Below are 18,617 nucleotides of genomic sequence, written 5' to 3'. Positions count from 1 at the left end.
GGAAGCGGGATCGGGCACACCTTGTCGAAACGAACGACCAGGTACACCCGGATCCGGCAGGTACGCCCGGAACCGCCGGTCACCGCGACTGCGAGAACGCGGCGTCGAACGAGGCCTCCGGCGGCGCGATCGTGCCGAGCTGCCGCACGAACGCCAGCGCCTCGGGTCCTCCGACGAGTCGGTCCATGCCGGCGTCCTCCCACTCGACGCTGGTCGGGCCGGTGTACCCGATGTGGTTCAGCACGCGGAACACGCGCTCCCACGGCACGTCACCGTGTCCGGCGGTCACGAAGTCCCAGCCGCGGCGCGGGTCACCCCACGGCAGGTGCGAGCCGAGCCGGCCGTTGCGCCCGTCGAGCTGCTTCACCGCCTCCTTGCAGTGCACGTGGTACACCCGGTCGGCGAAGTCGAGCAGGAACGCGGCGGGGTCGAGGTCCTGCCAGACGAAGTGGGAGGGGTCGAAGTTGAACCCGAACGCCGGCCGGTCCGCGAAGAGCTCGAGCGTGCGCTTGGCGGTCCAGTAGTCGTAGGCGATCTCGGACGGGTGCACCTCGAGCGCGAAGCGGACCCCGACCTCCTCGAACACGTCGATGATCGGCGACCACCGGTCGTGGAAGTCCTGGTACCCGGCGTCGATCATGCTCGGCGGGACCGGCGGGAAGCCCGCGACGGTCTTCCAGATCGACGACCCGGAGAACCCGGTGACGGTGTCGACCCCGAGTGCCGCTGCGGCGCGTGCGGTCCACTGCAGTTCCTCGGCGGCACGCTGTCGGACACCTTCGGCCTCGCCGTCGCCCCAGACGTGCGGCGGCAGGATGTCCTCGTGCCGCTGGTCGATGGGGTCGTCGCACACGGCCTGGCCGACCAGGTGGTTCGCGATGGTCCAGACCCGCAGCCCGTTGCGTTCCAGGACCGCCTTCCGCTCGGCGACGTACGAGGGGTCCGTCGCGGCGCGCCGGACGTCCAGGTGGTCGCCCCAGCAGGCGATCTCGAGTCCGTCGTACCCCCAGTCGCCGGCGAGCCGGGCGACCTCCTCGAAGGGCAGGTCGGCCCACTGTCCGGTGAACAGCGTGATCGGCCGGGAGGCCCGGGTCGGCTCCGCCTGGTCGCTCGCGTCCGTCGTCGTCATCGTCATCGTCCTTCCGTGCGGTGGTCGGGGTCCGTGCTGTGTTCGAGCTGCGTGCTGTGGTCGAGGTCCGTCACCATGACCCGGGTGCGGACCCGGCGGGGACGGTGGCGGGGCGGTCGACGCGCGAGCGCACGTCGACGACCGTGTGGTCACGGGCCGCGGCCGAGACGGCCTCCATGACCTCGAGCACGTGGAACGCGAGGTCGCCGGAGGCCCGGTGCGGACGGTCCGTGGTGATCGCGTGCGCCAGGTCGGCGAGCCCGTAGCCGCGACCGGCGTCGGCGTACCCGGCGGAGACCGGCAGCTCGCGCCACTCGCGGTCGTCCGCCGTCGCGATCGACACCGGGTCCGAGAACCGGTTCGGGTCCGGCACACCGAGGGTGCCGGCCGTGCCGTACACCTCGAAGAGCGGTGCTCGGGTGGCCCAGACCTCGAACGAGACGGTGACGGTCGAGACGACACCGTTCTCGTGTTCGAGGATCGCGACCACGTGGGTGTCGATGTCGACCGGGATCGACGTGCCGGCGTTCGGTCCGGTCGCGACGGTCCGCTCGCGGGTGGAGCGGGTGGCACTGCCGCTCACCCGGACGACCGATCCGAAGAACGTGACGAGGCTGGTCAGGTAGTAGGGGCCCATGTCGAGCAGCGGGCCACCACCGGGCTGGTAGTAGAACGCGGGTGCCGGGTGCCAGAGCTCGTGGCCGGGGGCGCTCCAGGCGACGGCCGCGCCGACCGGGGTGCCGATCAGGCCGTCGTCGAGGGCGGCCCGCGCGGTCTGGATGCCGGTGCCGAGCACGGTGTCCGGGGCGCTGCCGACCCGCAGGCCCGCGGCTCGGGCGGCCGCGAGCACCGGTTCGGCCTCGGCCGTGGACATCGCCAGGGGCTTCTCGCCGTAGACGTGCTTGCCCGCGGCGAGCGCCCGGGTCGCGACGTCGGCGTGGGCGGCGGGGATCGTCAGGTTGAGCACCACGTCGACGTCGTCGGCCGCGAGCAGCTCGTCGACGCTCGTGCCGCGCACGCCCTGCGCGGCACCGACCGCCTGCGCCCGGTCGACGTCGAGGTCGGCGACCGCGACGAGCGACAGTCCGGGCAGGGACGGGAAGTGTTCGAAGTACTGCTGGCTGATCACGCCGACGCCCACCACCCCGACGCGGAGGACGGGTTCGTTCACCGTGCTGCCCACAGGAGGCCCCTCTCGATGATGGTGCGGAGTGGCTGCGACTCGACGACCTCGAGGCGGTGCCCGGGTGCGGAGACGAACACGCGACCCTCGCCCCACTGCCGTGTCCAGATCGCCGGGGCGGTGACCGGACGGTTCCAGGCGTCGAAGTCGCGCGCTTCCTGCGTGGTGGTCGCGAGGACGTCGTTGTACTCGTCGGACAGCACCCAGTACTGCTCGGTGACGAGGTCGAAGTCCTCGATGCCCTGCGTGATCGGGTGCGATCGTCCGAGGTCGGTGAGGTGCACCGTGTACGGGATGTAGTTGTCGGACTGCTCCCCGACGCGCTCGTCGGGGTGCTTGCCGGCGTGGTGGGCGAACTGGCCGCCGACCATGTGCAGGTAGTCGGCGGTGTTCCGGAACGCGTCCGCGATCCCGCCGTGCCAGCCGGCCAGTCCGGCGCCGTTCAGCACCGCGCGCTGCAGCCCGGCGAACTCGTCGTCGGCGATGGTCGACATGGTGACGACCTGCACGATCAGGTCGACCTCGGCCATGACGGACGCGTCGGCGTAGACGGCCGTCGAGTCCGACACCCGGACCGCGAACCCGTTGTCGCGCAGGAACGGGACGAACAGGTCGGTGGTCTCGACGGGCTGGTGACCGTCCCAGCCCCCGCGGACGACGAGCGCCTGGCGTGTGCCGTCGGCGGCGGTCACGCGGTCACCGTCCAGCTGCTGCCGTCGGCGGCACTGCGTTCGACGGCGTCGAGCACGCGCTGCACGTGCAGGCCGTCCTCGAACGAGGGCGACGGGTCGGTGCCGGCCACGATCGCCTCGACGAAGTCCTTCACCTGGTGGCTGAAGGTGTGCTCGTACCCGATGAGGTGTCCGGTCGGCCACCACGCCGCCATGTAGGGGTGCTCGGGTTCGGTGACCAGGATGCGGCGGAAGCCCTGCTCTCCCGCGGGTGCCGACGACTCGTACAACCGCAGTTCGTTCATGGACTCGAGGTCAAACTGGATCGCACCCTCGGACCCGCTGATCTCGAGCGTCAGGCCGTTCTTCCGGCCGGTGGCGTAGCGCGTGGCCTCGAACGTGCCGATCGCGCCGTCGGCCGCACCGCCGCCGAGTCGGGCGGTGAAGAACGCGGCGTCGTCGACGGTGACCTGCCCGCGCTCGCTCGACGCCGTGCCGGAGAGTCCGACGCCGTCGGCGAGCAGGGGGCGCTCGGTCACGAAGGTCTCGAGCAGACCCGACACCCGGGTGAGCTCGGCGCCGGTGACATGCTCGACGAGGTCGATCGCGTGCGCGCCGATGTCTCCGAGCGCACCGGAACCGGCGAGCTCCTTGTCGAGGCGCCAGGTCATCGGGCCGTCCTCGTCGGCGAGCCAGTCCTGCAGGTAGAGCGCGCGGACCTGGCGCACGGTGCCGATCCGGCCGTCCTGCACGAGCTGTCGGGCGAAGGCGATGGCCGGCACCCGGCGGTAGCTGAACCCGACCATGGCGCGGACCCCGTGCGCCCGGGCGGCTACGGCAGCGGCGGTCATCGCCTCGGCCTGTTCGACGGTGTTGGCGAGCGGCTTCTCGCACAGGACGTGCTTGCCGGCCTCGAGCGCGGCGATCGCGATCTCGACGTGCGACGACCCGGGCGACACGATGTCGACGACGTCGATGTCCGGGTCGGCCACGACGGCGCGCCAGTCGGTGGATGCCGACTGCCAGCCGTACTGCACGCGAGCCGCCTCGGTGCGTTCCGGGTCGCGCCCGACGATCACCGCCATCTCGGGCTCGACCCCGAGGTCGAAGAACCTGGGGGCGGTCCGCCACGCCTGTGAGTGTGCGGCTCCCATGAAGCCGTGCCCCACCATGGCGATCCGCAGTCGTTGCTGCGCCGTCGAAACACTTGCCATCCGCTCGCTCCTTTGCGATCACGTCCTTGCCACAGCCAACACTACCGCTTATGTTGGGCGCGGCAACATTTTGTTTCGACGACGAACGGTGACCACCATGGCAACGACGCCCACCCGTGCAGACAAGTTCTCCTTCGGTCTCTGGACCATCGGCTACAACGGCTCCGACCCCTTCGGCGGGCCGACCCGTCCGGCCCTCGACGTGGTCGAGGCGGTCGAGAAGCTCGACGAGCTCGGCGCCTACGGCCTGACCTTCCACGACGACGACCTGTTCGCGTTCGGCTCGACCGACGCCGAGCGGCAGACGCAGATCGACCGCCTCAAGGGTGCGCTCGACTCCACCGGCCTCATCGTGCCGATGGTGACGACGAACCTGTTCTCCGCACCCGTGTTCAAGGACGGCGGCTTCACCTCGAACGACCGGCAGGTCCGCCGCTTCGCGCTCCGCAAGGTCCTGCGCAACATCGACCTCGCCGCCGAGCTCGGTGCGTCGACGTTCGTGATGTGGGGCGGCCGCGAAGGCTCCGAGTACGACAGCGCGAAGGACGTGCAGGCCGCGCTCGAGCGCTACCGCGAGGCCGTCAACCTGCTCGCCGACTACGTCACCGACAAGGGCTACGGCATCCGCTTCGCCATCGAGCCGAAGCCGAACGAGCCCCGCGGCGACATCCTGCTGCCGACCCTCGGCCACGCGATCGCCTTCACCGAGACCCTCGAGCGCCCCGAGCTGTTCGGCATCAACCCCGAGGTCGGCCACGAGCAGATGGCGGGCCTGAACTTCACGGCCGGCATCGCCCAGGCGCTCTACCAGGGCAAGCTCTTCCACATCGACCTCAACGGTCAGCGCGGCATCAAGTACGACCAGGACCTGGTGTTCGGCCACGGCGACCTGCAGAACGCGTTCTCGCTCGTCGACCTGCTCGAGCACGGTTCGCCGCAGGGCGGCCAGGCCTACGACGGCCCGCGCCACTTCGACTACAAGCCGAGCCGCACCGAGGACATCACGGGCGTCTGGGACTCGGCGGCCGCGAACATGCGCATGTACCTGCTCCTCAAGGAGCGCGCGCAGGCCTTCCGCGCCGACCCCGAGGTGCAGGCCGCGCTCGAGGCCTCGAAGGTCGGGGAGCTCAGCACGCCGACCCTGAACGACGGCGAGTCCTACGACGCCTTCCTGTCCGACCGCTCGGCCTACGAGGACTTCGACGCCGACGCGTACTTCGGCGGCAAGGGCTTCGGCTTCGTCCGACTGCAGCAGCTCGCCATCGAGCACCTGCTCGGCGCGCGCTGACAGGCTGCGGGGATGACACAGCTCGTCGCCGGCGTCGACTCGTCGACCCAGTCCTGCAAGGTCACGATCCGCGACGCGGCGACGGGTGCCGTCGTCCGTGAGGGACGTGCCGCCCACCCGGACGGCACGTCCGTCGATCCCCGCCACTGGTGGGACGCCCTCGGCACCGCGGTCGCGGAAGCCGGCGGGCTCACCGACGTCGGCGCCGTCGCGATCGCCGGGCAGCAGCACGGCATGGTCGCGCTCGACGCCGACGGTCACGTGGTCCGCGACGCCCTGCTCTGGAACGACGTGAGCAGTGCGGATGCAGCCGCGCAGATGGTCGAGGAGATCGGACGGGAATCCTGGGTCGCCCGGACGGGACTGGTCCCGGTGGCATCGTTCACCGGTACCAAGCTGCGGTGGCTCCGCGACGCCGAGCCGGACAACGCCGGCCGCGTCGCAGCCGTCGCGCTCCCCCACGACTGGTTGTCGTGGCGGCTGCGCGGGTACGGCCCGGCCGACGAGAGTCCGCTCGGCCCCGACCTCGACGCACTCGCCACCGACGCCTCGGACGCCAGCGGCACGGCCTACTGGGACCCGGTGCGCCGGGAGTACGACCCGGAGCTGTTCGAACTCGCGCTCGGTCGCCCGATGCGCGTCGCCGGCTCCGAGCCGACCGCGGACACGGTCGTCGTGCCGCGCGTGGTCGCCCACGACGAGGCGATGGGGACGCTCGACGTCGACGTCACGCTGCCGAACGGCTCGGTCGCACCGTCCGGACTGGTCGTGGCCGCCGGACTCGGCGACAACGCCGGTGCGGCGCTCGGACTCGGACTCGCTCCCGGGGACATCGCGGTGTCCCTGGGGACCAGCGGGACCGTCTTCGGCGTCACCGCGACCGAGGTCCTGGACCCGAGCGGGACCGTGGCGGGCTTCGCCGACGGGACCGGGTCGCGCCTCCCGATCGTCACGACGCTCAACGCAGCCCGCGTGCTCGAGGTGATCGGCGGCCTGCTCGGCGTGGACCACGACGCGCTCGGCGAGCTGGCGCTGCAGGCGCCGGCCGGGGCCGACGGCCTCGTGCTGGTGCCGTACTTCGTCGGCGAGCGCACGCCCAACCGGCCGGACGCGACCGCGTCACTGCTCGGGATGACCCCGGGCACGACCGACCGACCGCACCTCGCGCGCGCCGCGGTGGAGGGCATGCTCTGTGCCCTGGCCGACGGGCTCGCCGCGGTCGAGGGGACCGGCGTGACCGTGTCGCGACTGCTGCTCATCGGCGGGGCCGCGCGGAACGAGGCCGTCCGGACCGTCGCGGCGCAGGTGTTCGGGCGCGACGTGCTCATCCCGGAACCCGGCGAGTACGTGGCGTCCGGGGCCGCGCGTCAGGCAGCCTGGGCGTTGACCGGCGCGCTGCCGTCGTGGGACATCGCGACGACGACCGTGCCGGCGGACCCGCACCCCGAGGTGCTGGAGCAGTACCGCGCCGCGGCGCGCTGACCGAGGAGACCCATGGCACGCACCGACCTCCCGCTCGACGAACTCCGTCGACACCGATCCGAGGTCCGGCGACCGGCCGACTTCGACGCGTTCTGGGCAGACACGATCACCGCGGCCCGGGCGGCCGGAGCGGAGGCGGCTGCCGTCCTCGCTCCGGCCGACACCCCGGTGACCGGACTCGTCGTCGAGGACCTGACGTTCCCGGGGTTCGCCGGCGATCCGGTGCGCGCCTGGGTCTCGCGACCGCTGGCCGGTCGTGACACGGCGCTGCCCGTCGTGGTCGAGTTCCTCGGCTACGGCGGTGGCCGCGGGCGCCCCGGCGAACGCGTGCACTGGGCCCTCGCCGGGTACGTGCACGTCGTCATGGACACCCGTGGCCAGGGCAGCGGGTGGGCCGGCGGCGACACCCCCGACCCGCACGGCTCCGGACCGCACGCGAGCGGGTGGATGACGAGCGGCATCGGCTCCCCCGCGGACCACTACTACCGCCGGGTGTACACCGACGCCGTCCGCCTGGTGGATGCCGTGCGGACGCTGCCCGGTGTCGACCCGTCACGCATCGCCCTGACCGGCGGCAGCCAGGGCGGGGGCATCGCCATCGCCGCAGCTGCCCTGGTCGAGGCCCACGTCGGACCGATCACCGCGGTGCTGCCCGACGTCGCGTTCCTGTGCGACTGGGAGGGCGGCACCGACATCGCCGTCGGGGGCCCGTACCTGGAGCTCGCGACCTACCTGTCCGTGCACCGCGACGCAGCCGACACGGTGTGGGACACCGCGGCGTACTTCGACGGGGTGAACCACGCCGCCGGCATCACCGCCCCGGCGCTGTTCTCCGTGGCCCTGATGGACGACGTCGTGCCGCCGCGCACGACCTTCGCCGCCTTCAACGCACTCGGGGCGGACGACACGTACGCGCTGGCCGACCGTCAGATCGAGGTCTACCCGTACAACGGGCACGAGGGTGGCGGCTTCCGGCACTGGGAACGGCAGGTGGCGTTCCTGCGCGCACGGGCGTGACGGCGACGGCCGCGTAGCGTGACCGACGACCACCCGGGCCGCCGCGGTCGCTCGCCGCTCACTCCCCCGAAGCGCGCTCGATCCGCTCGAGATGCTCGACGCGCTCGAGACCGACCCGGCACCGGTCGACGTACTCGGCGTACAGGTCCGGCCGCTGCTCCCGCGCCCACCGGGTCACGTCGACGAGGTGCAGCGCGGTGAGCGACGCCAGGATCGCGTGGTCAGCCGGAGTGGCCAGCCCGGCGGCAGCGGTGAACTCGTCGTACTCGGCCCGCGAGATCGTCGCGTCGACGAACGCCCACTCGAACACCCGACGAGCGTCGGTCCACGGTGACGGACCGGTCTCGGCAGCGCCCCAGTCGATGAGCACGGGCGCACGACCCGGTCCCCGTGCGATCAGGTTCCGCGGTGCCAGGTCACCGTGTGCGAGTCCGAACGCGAAGTGCTCCGCGGCCAGCCGCTCGAAGTGCCTCCGGAGCGCGCCGGCCGAGTTGTAGGCGCCGTCCCGGCGGAGTGGATCGTCCGCGACGAGCGCTGCGCTGTTGTAGGCCAGGTGCGCCGACCACGCCCGAGCCAGGTCGGTGCCGAAGCGGGTGAACAGCGACGCCGGCGCCTCGCCCAGGTCGATCGAGGCGACGGTGCGGGCGGATGACCCGAGCCACGTCCAGGGGTGATCGATCGGCCGCGGGTCGGGTTCGACGTACTCGGACACGATGAAGGGGACGCCGTCCTGGATGCCGTGGTCGAGGGGCCGAGGGACCTCGATGCCCGCTGCGGCAGCCGCTCGCGCGGCCCACGCCTCGACGGGGAACTCGTCCGAGCGCAGGGCGTCGACGGGGAACCGCACGACGACGTCGGCACCGACCGCTCGCCGCACCCGGTACGTGTGGTTCACGGATCCGCCCAGCAGCCGTTCGGCCTGGTCGTCCGAGCTCCCGACGGCACGAAGGACCGCGTCCAGTCGGTGGCGGTGGGTGTCGTCGTCGAGCACGCACCCATCATGGCCGTCGGGGTGTCACGCCCGCCGCATCGTGTCCCGGGGGTACTCGCCGTGGCGCTCGAGGTAGGCGGCCGAGAACCGACCAGCGTGGGCGAACCCCCACTGCCGGGCGACGTCGGCGATGCTCGTCCCCGCCGGGTCGGCGTGCACGAGCTCGTCGCGCACCCGGTCGAGACGGACCCCGCGCAGGTAGCCGTTCGGGCTCACCCCGAGCTGCCGCTGGAACGCCTGCTGCAGGGCACGCAGGCTCAGGGAGGCCACCTCGGCCAGGTCGGTGCTCGTGATCGGCAGGTGGGCGTGCTCGTGCACGTACTCGACGGCCCGGCGGATGTGCGCGTTGCGCGGGAGCAGCAGTTCGTCCGGCAGCGTGGCCGAGACGACCGGGTACAGCTCGAGCAGCGCCAGCGCCCCCAGCCGACCCATCTCGGCCTGCAGCAGCGGTGAGACCTGCCGGTCGAGCACCGTGTGCGAGATGAGCTTGACGGTGTTCCGCCACATCGTCACGGCCCGGTCGTCGGGTTGCACGGTGTGGTCGAGCTGCACGCCGCCCGACGCCGCGCCGCGCTCGCCGGCGACCTCCTCGAGCGATGCCCGGTTGATCTGGACGAGACGCTGGTCGTAGTCCTGGTACGTGAACGCGGCGCCGTCCTGCGGCCACAGCTGCGGCCGGCCCACGGCGCTCACGAGGCGGTCGTCACCCTCGCCGATGAAGCCGGTACCCCTGGTGATCCACTGCACGACGAAGTCGTCCGACGGCGTCATGACGCCGTCGAGGTGCCCGTCGAACCGGATCGCGCGCAACGTCATCGTCGAGTCGCCGACAGCTGAGTACCGGAAGGTGAAGGGCTGCGCGGTCGTCTCGGCGCGCCACTCGGAGGCGTCGTACGCCCCGACCAGGAAATCGCGTGCTTCGTCGACGTCGGCGGACCGGACGTCGTCCTGCACGCGAGCTCGTTCGTCTGTCATCGGTTCACCGAGAGCAGTGTGACCGAACGGACACGCGTCGTCCGTGTCGCTGTCCGAGAAGCGCTACCGACGATCGTCGTCGCGTGGACCGGATGCTCCTGGCGACGGGACGATGTCCGGATTTCGACCGCCGGGCCGCTCCCGACATCCGCGATCCGTCGAGTCATCGGTCCTGGCGCGCACCGACGACCCCGCTGCTCGTACGGTCGTGTCATCCAGCGGCAACGGGCCGCTCAGGAGAACACGAGGACGACATGACCGCCGTGACCGCAACTCCGGTCCACCCGATCAGCGCACCCAAGCAGGCATTCGAAGCGACGTCGGCGTCCGGCCGACGCAACCGCCACCGCGGCGGCTTCAGCGAACTGCGGGACGCCCAGCGACAGCGCACGCTGCAGATCGCCGCGGTGAGCACCGGCATCGTCTCGGTGAGCGTCCTCGCGTCCGCCGCCGCCGTGCTCGGACTCTCCGCGTGATCCGCGAGGGATCCACGTTCGAGGACGTCCGCACCCAGGCCATCGACATGACCGCACTCTTCGCAGAACAGGAACGCCACGATGCTTGACCAGAGCACGCTCGAGCAGCTCCGCAGCAACCCGGTCGAGTGGCGCCGACGGGGCTTGACCCCGCCCGCCGACCTCGACGAGATCGTGCAGGCCCGTCTCAGTGCGCACATGGGTCACGCCGACCCGTCCTACGCGGACTTCTTCGCATCCTGAGCTCTCGACCGCCGTCCGAACCGATCGATAGGGTGATCCACACTTCCCCATGACGCTCCTCACACTCACGCCCCCGGCCGTCGAGACGACCGCGCAGCGCACCGCATCCAAGGCCGCCGACGACCTCTTCACGGCACACGGCGTGATCCCGGTGCGCTTCGAGGACGTCGCCGCGCACGCGGGCATGAGCGTGGACGAGCTGACGGCGGCCTACCCGTCCAAGCAGGCGCTCGTGGTGGCGGTCCTGCGACGCTGGCACGGCGCGTGGCGTCGAGCCCTGGACCACATCGCCACCACCTCAGCGGATCCCCGCGACGAGATCCTCGGCATCTTCAACTACCTCGAGGAGTGCTTCGCGGACGAGGGGTGGCGCGGCTGCGCGTTCATCAACGGACACGCCGAGCTCGGACGGCAGGACCCGGAGATCGCCGCGCTCGCAGCCGAGCACTTCCGCGACGTCGAGAGCCACCTCACGTTGCTGTGCACCCGTGCGGACATGCCGTCGCACATCGCCGAGACCCTGTCGCTGCTGGTCGAGGGAGCCCGGGTGGAGTCAGCCGTGCAGGGCTCGGCGAAGCCCGCCCGGAGCGCGCGGCTCGGTGCGGCCATGATCATGTCGGTGTTCGAGGAGCGCACGACGTTCTGACCGGCGGCCGGACGTATGATCCGGGGAACCACTCGTCACCGAAGACGGAGACCGGAATGACGCGCACCGAGCCCACCACCGCCGCTCACCACGGCACCCCCAGACCGATCCGAGCCACCGCCTCGGTCGCCGCGATCCTGGCCGAGTCCGCCGCGCGGTACCCGGACGACGTCGCCGTGATCGTCGGCGACCACCGCACCACCTACGCCGAGCTGTGGTCCGAGACCCTCGCCTACGCCGGAGCGCTCCGGGCCCGCGGGGTCACCGAGGGATCGCGCGTGGCGATGCTCGTGCCGAACGTCGCGGACTTCGCCCGCGTCTACTACGCAACCCTCGCACTCGGCGCCGTCGTCGTCCCCGTCCACGCGCTGCTCAAGCGGCGCGAGATCGAGTACCTGCTGCAGGACAGCGGCGCCATGCTGCTCGTCTGCGCTGCCCCGCTGCTCGCCGAGGGCGCAGCCGGTGCCGAGCTCGCCGGCGTCGACGTCATCACCGTGCTCGCACCGGCCGACCACGACGACCGCGACGACCACGACGGCCACGACGGCCCGGACCGCCTCGAGGCCCTGGCCGCGGCAGCCGAACCCCTCGAGACCTACGTCCCCCGCGACCCCTTCGACACCGCGACGATCCTGTACACGAGCGGGACCACCGGCAAGCCGAAGGGTGCAGAGGGCTCGCACTTCGCCCTGCTCGAACAGGTCAACACGAACCTGATGAGCACCTTCGACATGCACCGCGGCGACGTCCTACTCGGGGCACTCCCGCTGTTCCACACATTCGGTCAGACCTGCACGATGAACACCGGGTTCCGCGCCGGCGCCACCATCGTGATGCTCCCGAAGTTCGACGGCGACGCAGCGCTGTCGGCAATGGTCGAGCACGGCTGCGAGATCTTCATGGGAGTGCCGACGATGTACATGGCACTGCTCGACGCCGCGACCCGCAACGACGCACGCCCGGACCTGCGCTACGCGATCTCGGGCGGGGCGTCGTTGCCGTTGGCCGTCCTCGAGCGGTTCCAGTCCGTGTTCGACGCGCCGATCCACGAGGGCTACGGCCTGACCGAGACGTCACCCGTGGCGACCTTCAACCACGTCGGCCGAGCGCCGCGACCGGGGACGATCGGGACGCCCGTGTGGGGTGTCGACGTCGAGATCGCCGACCCGGCCACCCCGGACGCGATCGTGCTGCTGCCGCACGGCGAGATCGGCGAGCTCGTCATCCGCGGGCACAACCTGATGAACGGGTACCTGGACCGGCCGGAGGACACCGACGCGGCGATCGTCGACGGCTGGTTCCGCACCGGCGACCTCGGCACGAAGGACGACGACGGGTTCCTGACGATCGTCGACCGCACGAAGGACATGATCATCCGCAACGGCTACAACGTGTACCCGCGACAGGTCGAAGAGGTGCTGGCGACGCACCCGGACGTCACCATGGCGGCGGTCTTCGGCGTCCCGCACGAGCTGCACGGCCAGGAGATCGAGGCCGCCGTGGTGCTCCGCGCCGGCGCGACCGTCAGCCCGGACGAGCTCGTCCACTTCGTGTCCGACGAGATCGCGGCGTACAAGTTCCCGCGGGTCGTGCACGTGGTCGACGCCCTGCCCCTCGGACCGAGCGGCAAGGTCCTGAAGCGGACGCTGGTCGAGCAGTTCAGCACACCGGTCGACGCGGCGGCTGCTCCGGCCTGACACACTCGGAGCGTGATCACCAGGCCGCGTTCCGTCCTCCTCGCCGTCACCCTGACCGCGGGCCTCGTCCTGACCGGCTGCACCGGCCCCGCGAACGCCGAGTCCGGCACACCCGACTGGTTCGACGTCACGGGCTTCCAGCCAGAGGGGGCGGACCCCGCGCTGATCGACGCCAACGCATCGGCGATGGACGTCGTCGGCGTCGACGGGCTGCTGCTGAGCCGGACCGGCACGCGCGTCAGCACCCCCTCCCGCGAGGCGAGGACGCAACGCAACCGGGCGCACGCCAGCGGGCTCGAGGCGCAGCTGCTCGTCAGCAACTACGCCGACGGCGACTTCAGCGAGCCGATCGCCCGGAGGATGCTCCGGTCCCCCGCCAACCGGTCCCACGTCGTCCGCGCGCTCTCGACCGACGTGCGATCCGGCGGGTGGGACTCGGTCATGATCGACCTCGAGGCGTTGACCGCAGCCGACACGGCGGGGTTGACGGCCTTCGCGCGGGAGCTCCGTGCGGCGGTCGGCGACGACGTCCGGCTCGACATCGCCCTGTCGGCGTCGACGACCGCGTCCGGGTACGCGCGCATGGGGTACGACGTCCGGGCACTCCGCGCTCCGCTGGACCACCTCACACTGATGGCCTACGACCAGCACGGCCCGTGGGAGCCGGACGCACCGGGGCCGGTCGGGTCGTTGCCCTGGGCGTCGAAGTCCGCCAGGGCGCTCGCCACCCTCGCGCCCGCCGACCAGATCGTGCTCGGCGTCGCCGGGTACGGCTACCACTGGAAGGGGCCGCGACCGGCGGGGCAGCTGTCCGACGACCAGGCCCGTCGTCGCGTCCGGAAGGCCGGCATCACCCCGACCTGGAACGCGACAGCGGGCGAGTGGACGGCGACCCTGCCCAGCGACGAGGTGCTCTGGTGGTCCGACGCGCGGTCGCTGCGCGAGCGCGTGGCGCTCGCCGAGCGGCTCGGCCTGACAGGGGTCGCCGTCTGGTCCCTGGACCTGTCCGACACGCTGGACACCGTGCACTGACGGCGACCGACGAGCGGACGGGAGGCCCGGTGCGGGCCCGCCACGGGCCTCCCGTCCGCCGCCGCACGACGCAACCGCCGTGGCGGGCTTGACAGCGTCGGCTAATGGTCTTAGCTTTTAGCTAACACACTTAGCCATGGAGGCAGTCATGCTCGAACACCTGCGCACCGACGAAGGCACCATCGCGTACGACGTCAGCGGCGACGGACCGCTCGTCGTCCTCGCACACGGCATGGGCGACAGCCGGCACGCCTACCGGTTCCTGGTCCCCGAACTCGTCGCCGCCGGCTACCGGGTGGCGAACGTCGACATCCGCGGGTGTGGCGACTCGAGCACGGGATGGGCGTCGTACCAGCGCGCCGACATCGCTCGCGACCTGATCGCCGTCGTCCGGCACCTCGGCGGCCCCGCGGTCATCGTCGGGCAGTCGATCAGCGGCGGGGCGGCCACCATCGCCGCCGCCGATGCCCCCGACGTCGTCACCGGCATCGTCGAGCTGGCACCGTTCACGCGGAAGCAGTCGTTCGACCTCGGCGGCCTGCTCCGGAACCGCCACCACCGCGCCGGCACGCTCCAGCTCGCCAAGGTGATGACGACCGGGAGCCTGACCGGCTGGCTGGCCTACCTGGACCTCGCCGTGCCGACGAAGCCGACCGACTGGACCGAGGAACTGGGCCGCATCGAGTCGACGCTGCAGCAGCCGGAGCGGATGGCGGTGCTGCGCGCGATGACGAAGACCTCGCCCGCCGACGCCGGTGCACGGCTGGCGGACGTGCGGTGCCCCGTCCTGGTGATCGAGGGCAGCGCCGACCCGGACTGGGCCGTCCCGCGTGCCGAGGGCGAGCGGGTCCTGGCCGACCTGCCCGACGGGCTCGGCGAGCTGGCCGTCATCGACGGTGCCGGCCACTACCCGCACACCGAGACCCCGACCGAGGTCCTCGCGCTCGTGCTCCCCTTCCTCGGCCGCACGCTCGCGCCGGTCGGTGGCCACCGTGGCTAGGGCAGGACTCGACCCCGCCGCCGTCACCACCGCCGCGGCGGGGCTGGCCGACGAGATCGGGCTCGCACGGCTGAGCATGAGCGTCGTCGCCGAACGGCTCGGCGTGAAGTCGCCGTCGCTGTACAAGCACGTCGACGGACTCACCGACCTGACCCGCCGGATCGCGATCCTCGCCGCGAACGAACTCGGCGACGACCTGCGCGACGCGATGCAGGGGCTCGCCGGGCGCGATGCCGTCGAGGCGGCCGCGCAGACCGTCCGCCGGTACGTGCAGCGGTACCCCGGTCGGTACGAGGCGACGGTCGGGATCCGTCCCACCGGGCCGGACGACCCGTTGGCCGTCGCCCTGGAGCGCACCCTCGCCTCGTTCGCAGCGGCGCTGCGCGGCTACGGGCTCGACCCCGCCGACGAGGTACACGCGCTCCGCCTGCTGCGCAGTGTGCTGCACGGCTTCGCGACCATCGAGACGTCCGGTGGGTTCCAGATGCGCACCGACGTCGACGCGAGCTTCGAGTGGATCATCGCGTTCCTCGACCGGGGGTTCCGCGCGACGACCGCCGCCCCCGGCCATGGTCACGATCCGGACACCATGAACCGGTAGGGTTGTCACGAGCCAACATTCACTGCGGAAGGTGTGCCATGCCCCTCGACGATGAAGCCCCGGGTCGCGTGCTCGCACCGGGCCAGACCTGCCGGATCCGGATCTGGCACCGAGCCGACCGCAGCGTGACCACCGTGCACGAGTCCGCCGAGCGGCTCTACGAAGCGCCGAACTGGACCGCCGACGGCCGTCTCGTGCTGAACGGCGACGGGGTCCTCTGGACGATGCCGTCCGACGGCGCCGCAGCTCCGGAGCACGTCGCGATCGAGGGCGTCCCGCCCCTGAACAACGACCACGTGCTCGATCCCGACGGCGTCACCGTGCACGTCAGCGCGAACGACTTCCAGATCTGGAGCGCCCCGCTCGCCGGCGGCGCAGCGACCCGGGTCACCGCGGACGACGGCGGTCTGCACTTCCTGCACGGCGTCAGCCCCGACGGCTCCGAGCTCGCCTACGTCCGGCTCGACCCGTCCGGTGACGCCGTCTGGGCCTCGGGCACAATCCGGGTGATGGGCGTCGACGGCAGCTCGGACCGCGCCGTGACGACGGACCCCTCCGCGGCCGACGGCCCGGAGTGGACGCCGGACGGCGCGTGGATCCTGTTCAACACCGAGCAGTTCGAGTCCGCGCCGGGGCACGCGCAGATCGCCCGGGTCCGGCCGGACGGCACCGGGATCGAGCAGCTCACGGTCGACGAGCGCGTCAACTGGTTCCCGCACCCCGCCCCAACCGGCGACGCCGCCGTCTACCTGTCGTTCCCGCCCGGCACCGAGGGGCACCCGGCCGACGAGCGCGTGCGGTTGCGCCTCGTCACCGGTGACGGATCCGTCAGCGCCTGGGGACCCGAGGTCTGGCAGGCAGCCGAGACCATCGTCGAGCTCGACGGCGGGCAGGGCACCCTCAACGTCAACGGGTGGGCTCCCGACGGGTCCGCCTTCGCCTTCGTCGACTACCCCACCGGAGACCCCGCATGATCGTCCACACCGTCTGCTTCACGCTCGTCCACGCCGCCGGCTCCCCGCACGAGGCAGCGTTCCTCGAGACCGCCCGCGACACCCTGCCGGCGATCCCCGGCGTGCAGGACTTCACGGTGTCCCGCCAGGTGTCCACGCAGAGCGACTTCCGGTTCCAGTTCTCGATGGCGTTCGCCGACCAGGACACCTACTCGGCGTACGACGCACACCCCGCGCACCAGCGCTTCGTCGCCACCCGCTGGGCGGACGAGGTCGCATCGTTCCAGGAGTTCGACTTCGTGCCCCTGCCCGCCTGAGCGCGCGTCCACTGGGCGCCCCCAGGTTCCGAAATCGTCGCATCTCGGGGCACCCAGGGGCCGTCCGCGGAACCTCGGGGAACGTGAGCGGCGGGTCGTGGAACCTCACGGGTCGCGGACGGGACCGGGTGACGGGCGGGAGGCGCGGTGCCAGCTGGCACCGTGCCTCCCGTCCGCATCCGGTCGCGTCAGGAACGCGAGGCGAGGAACGCGCGCAGGCCAGCGACGACCAGGTCGTGGTCCTCCATCGAGGACAGGCCGGACGCCGTCACGGCCGCGACCACCCCGGCGCCGCGGACCCGGATCGGGAACGACCCTCCGGTCACGGCGTACTCGGCGCCGAGCCACCCGATCGCGGCGGGATCGACCCCGGCGGCAGACAACCGGGCGTCGACGAGAGCACTCGACTGCTCCATCCGGAGCACCACCGCGGCCTTGCGGTCGATCCAGACGTGCTGGTCCGGGGTGATCCCCGGGGTGGCGGCGCGGAACAGCCCGAGGCCGGGACGCCGGATGTCGATGCCGACGGCGTGGCCGGCCTCGTGGGCGATGCCGCGGATCAGGGAACCCAGCTCCCAGGCGTCGTCGTGGGTGAAGGCGTCGAGCACGAGGTCGCGCTCCTGCTGTTCGAGGGTGGTGATGCGGTCGGACATCGTCGTCTCCTGCTCAACCCGCGGCGATCTGCGCGCGGGCGGTGTCGATGGTCTCGAGGATCGAGATCGTCTCGTCGAGGGTGTGGAACGGGGACTCCGTCCGCCCCTCACCGACGAAGCGTGCCAGGGCGGTGGCTTCCCAGGCCAGGGCGGCGAAGCCCCGCAGTGGTGTCGGGTCCTGCCAGTGCAGGGCGTGCGAACCGTGTGCTGCTGCCGAGATCGTGAAGGTCGTCGGGTTGTAGAACGGTCCGGCGAAGTCGATCGTGCCCTCGGTGCCGGCGATCGACGCGGTCGTCGGCGTCCGGGCGGCGATGGTCGTGTGCAGGACGGCCTGGGCGGCGCCGTGTTCGAGGACGAGTGAGCCGGAGGCGTCGACGCCGGACTCGGTCATCCGGCCCCGTGCCGTGACGCAGTCCGGGGACCCGAGCACCATCGAGGCGAACTGCACGGTGTAGATGCCGAGGTCGAGCAGCGCTCCCCCGCCGAGCTCCGGACGGAACAGCCGGTGGTCCGGGCCGAACGGGATCGCCTGGCCGTGATCGGCGAGCACGCTGCGCACCTCGCCGAGCGCACCGTCCGCCAGCAGGGTGCGGAGCACCGAGGCCTGCGGCAGGTAGCGGCTCCACATCGCCTCCATGACGAACACGCCGGCTGCGCGGGCGGCATCGGCGACCGCTCGGGCTTCGGCAGCGGTCACCGTGAAGGGCTTCTCGACCAGGACGTGCTTGCCGGCGGCGATCGCGGCGAGGGCGGTCGGCGCGTGGTCGCTCTGCGGCGTCGCGATGTACACGACGTCGACATCGGACCGTGCCAGCAGAGCATCGACGCTGCCGAGCGCGTTCTCGATCCCCCGTTCCGCGGCGAACCGTTCGGCCCGGTCGAGCGAACGTGCGGCCACCGCGACGACGCGTTGGGCGGTGTGGGCACCGAGCGCGTCGGCGAACTCACCGGCGATCCAGCCGGGGCCGACGATGCCCCAACGCAGGGCGGGCTCGCCGGAGTCGGCGGTGAAGACGTCGGGTTCAGGCAGGGCGCTCGGGATCATGGTG

The 18,617-nt window shown here is 71.8% G+C and carries 20 protein-coding genes; 12 read left to right on the top strand and 8 right to left on the bottom strand.

Going from position 1 to position 18,617, the window contains the following annotated elements:
• Positions 1-79: 79 nt before the first annotated feature.
• From ITJ69_RS03265 to ITJ69_RS03250, 4 genes are all read right to left on the bottom strand, one after another.
• Positions 80-1,129, bottom strand: a complete 1,050-nt coding sequence (locus ITJ69_RS03265) for a sugar phosphate isomerase/epimerase family protein (RefSeq protein WP_194671995.1) — start codon at positions 1,127-1,129, stop codon at positions 80-82.
• A gap of 70 nt (positions 1,130-1,199) precedes the next feature.
• On the bottom strand, positions 1,200-2,300 hold the full coding sequence (locus tag ITJ69_RS03260) for a Gfo/Idh/MocA family protein (protein ID WP_123340783.1): 1,101 nt from the start codon (positions 2,298-2,300) through the stop codon (positions 1,200-1,202).
• The gene (locus tag ITJ69_RS03255) at positions 2,297-3,004 is read right to left on the bottom strand and encodes a ThuA domain-containing protein (RefSeq protein ID WP_194671994.1); all 708 of its coding nucleotides are present in this window, start codon (positions 3,002-3,004) and stop codon (positions 2,297-2,299) included. Before ITJ69_RS03255 ends, ITJ69_RS03260 begins: the two co-directional genes overlap by 4 nt.
• The gene (locus ITJ69_RS03250; protein ID WP_228504705.1) at positions 3,001-4,197 is read right to left on the bottom strand and encodes a Gfo/Idh/MocA family protein; all 1,197 of its coding nucleotides are present in this window, start codon (positions 4,195-4,197) and stop codon (positions 3,001-3,003) included. The genes ITJ69_RS03255 and ITJ69_RS03250 overlap by 4 nt, the downstream gene beginning before the upstream one ends.
• Positions 4,198-4,294: 97 nt before the next feature.
• On the opposite strand from ITJ69_RS03250, the gene xylA reads away from it, so the two are divergent.
• Genes xylA through ITJ69_RS03235 form a run of 3 tightly spaced genes read left to right on the top strand, consistent with a single transcriptional unit; the run spans position 4,295 to position 7,984 of the window.
• Complete coding sequence (gene xylA, locus ITJ69_RS03245; protein WP_111084913.1) at positions 4,295-5,485, top strand: xylose isomerase; 1,191 nt, start codon at positions 4,295-4,297, stop codon at positions 5,483-5,485.
• Positions 5,486-5,497: 12 nt separating this feature from the next.
• Positions 5,498-6,967, top strand: coding sequence for a xylulokinase (locus tag ITJ69_RS03240; protein ID WP_194671993.1), 1,470 nt, complete (start codon positions 5,498-5,500; stop codon positions 6,965-6,967).
• 12 nt (positions 6,968-6,979) lie between these two features.
• Positions 6,980-7,984: an acetylxylan esterase gene (locus ITJ69_RS03235; RefSeq protein ID WP_194671992.1), complete on the top strand. Its 1,005-nt coding sequence runs from the start codon at positions 6,980-6,982 to the stop codon at positions 7,982-7,984.
• Between the two features lie 58 nt (positions 7,985-8,042).
• Here ITJ69_RS03235 and ITJ69_RS03230 read toward each other — a convergent pair whose 3' ends face one another.
• On the bottom strand, positions 8,043-8,975 hold the full coding sequence (locus tag ITJ69_RS03230; RefSeq protein WP_194671991.1) for an aminoglycoside phosphotransferase family protein: 933 nt from the start codon (positions 8,973-8,975) through the stop codon (positions 8,043-8,045).
• A gap of 24 nt (positions 8,976-8,999) precedes the next feature.
• On the bottom strand, positions 9,000-9,950 hold the full coding sequence (locus tag ITJ69_RS03225) for an AraC family transcriptional regulator (RefSeq protein WP_111084859.1): 951 nt from the start codon (positions 9,948-9,950) through the stop codon (positions 9,000-9,002).
• Positions 9,951-10,204: 254 nt separating this feature from the next.
• On the opposite strand from ITJ69_RS03225, the gene ITJ69_RS03220 reads away from it, so the two are divergent.
• The 9 genes from ITJ69_RS03220 to ITJ69_RS03180 all read left to right on the top strand — a co-directional run bounded on the left by ITJ69_RS03220 (position 10,205) and on the right by ITJ69_RS03180 (position 16,915).
• Positions 10,205-10,426, top strand: a complete 222-nt coding sequence (locus tag ITJ69_RS03220; protein WP_123939081.1) for a hypothetical protein — start codon at positions 10,205-10,207, stop codon at positions 10,424-10,426.
• 81 nt (positions 10,427-10,507) lie between these two features.
• Entirely contained in the window at positions 10,508-10,669 is a 162-nt protein-coding gene (locus tag ITJ69_RS03215; RefSeq protein WP_159573320.1) for a hypothetical protein, read from the top strand.
• A 49-nt stretch (positions 10,670-10,718) separates the two neighbouring features.
• Positions 10,719-11,315 carry a TetR/AcrR family transcriptional regulator gene (locus tag ITJ69_RS03210; RefSeq protein ID WP_194671990.1) on the top strand — a complete coding sequence of 199 codons (597 nt, stop codon included), beginning with the start codon at positions 10,719-10,721 and terminating at the stop codon, positions 11,313-11,315.
• Positions 11,316-11,371: 56 nt separating this feature from the next.
• Entirely contained in the window at positions 11,372-13,012 is a 1,641-nt protein-coding gene (locus ITJ69_RS03205; protein WP_194671989.1) for a long-chain-fatty-acid--CoA ligase, read from the top strand.
• A gap of 12 nt (positions 13,013-13,024) precedes the next feature.
• On the top strand, positions 13,025-14,044 hold the full coding sequence (locus tag ITJ69_RS03200) for a glycosyl hydrolase family 18 protein (protein ID WP_194671988.1): 1,020 nt from the start codon (positions 13,025-13,027) through the stop codon (positions 14,042-14,044).
• Positions 14,045-14,192: 148 nt separating this feature from the next.
• Positions 14,193-15,044, top strand: coding sequence for an alpha/beta fold hydrolase (locus ITJ69_RS03195; protein WP_194671987.1), 852 nt, complete (start codon positions 14,193-14,195; stop codon positions 15,042-15,044).
• Positions 15,037-15,645: a TetR/AcrR family transcriptional regulator gene (locus ITJ69_RS20860; protein WP_194671986.1), complete on the top strand. Its 609-nt coding sequence runs from the start codon at positions 15,037-15,039 to the stop codon at positions 15,643-15,645. Before ITJ69_RS03195 ends, ITJ69_RS20860 begins: the two co-directional genes overlap by 8 nt.
• 38 nt (positions 15,646-15,683) lie before the next feature.
• Positions 15,684-16,619, top strand: a complete 936-nt coding sequence (locus ITJ69_RS03185) for a TolB family protein (protein WP_194671985.1) — start codon at positions 15,684-15,686, stop codon at positions 16,617-16,619.
• Positions 16,616-16,915 (top strand): Dabb family protein, encoded by a 300-nt coding sequence (locus ITJ69_RS03180; RefSeq protein WP_123294686.1) that lies wholly within the window; start codon positions 16,616-16,618, stop codon positions 16,913-16,915. Before ITJ69_RS03185 ends, ITJ69_RS03180 begins: the two co-directional genes overlap by 4 nt.
• 188 nt (positions 16,916-17,103) lie before the next feature.
• Here ITJ69_RS03180 and ITJ69_RS03175 read toward each other — a convergent pair whose 3' ends face one another.
• Both ITJ69_RS03175 and ITJ69_RS03170 read right to left on the bottom strand, forming a co-directional pair.
• The gene (locus tag ITJ69_RS03175; RefSeq protein ID WP_194671984.1) at positions 17,104-17,568 is read right to left on the bottom strand and encodes a heme-degrading domain-containing protein; all 465 of its coding nucleotides are present in this window, start codon (positions 17,566-17,568) and stop codon (positions 17,104-17,106) included.
• Between the two features lie 13 nt (positions 17,569-17,581).
• On the bottom strand, positions 17,582-18,613 hold the full coding sequence (locus tag ITJ69_RS03170; protein ID WP_194671983.1) for a Gfo/Idh/MocA family protein: 1,032 nt from the start codon (positions 18,611-18,613) through the stop codon (positions 17,582-17,584).
• Positions 18,614-18,617: the final 4 nt, after the last annotated feature.

Source organism: Curtobacterium sp. VKM Ac-2887 (assembly GCF_015350935.1).
Taxonomy (GTDB): Bacteria; Actinomycetota; Actinomycetes; order Actinomycetales; family Microbacteriaceae; genus Curtobacterium.
Note: the sequence above shows the minus strand (reverse complement) of the source record. Positions and strands in the feature narration are given on the sequence as shown.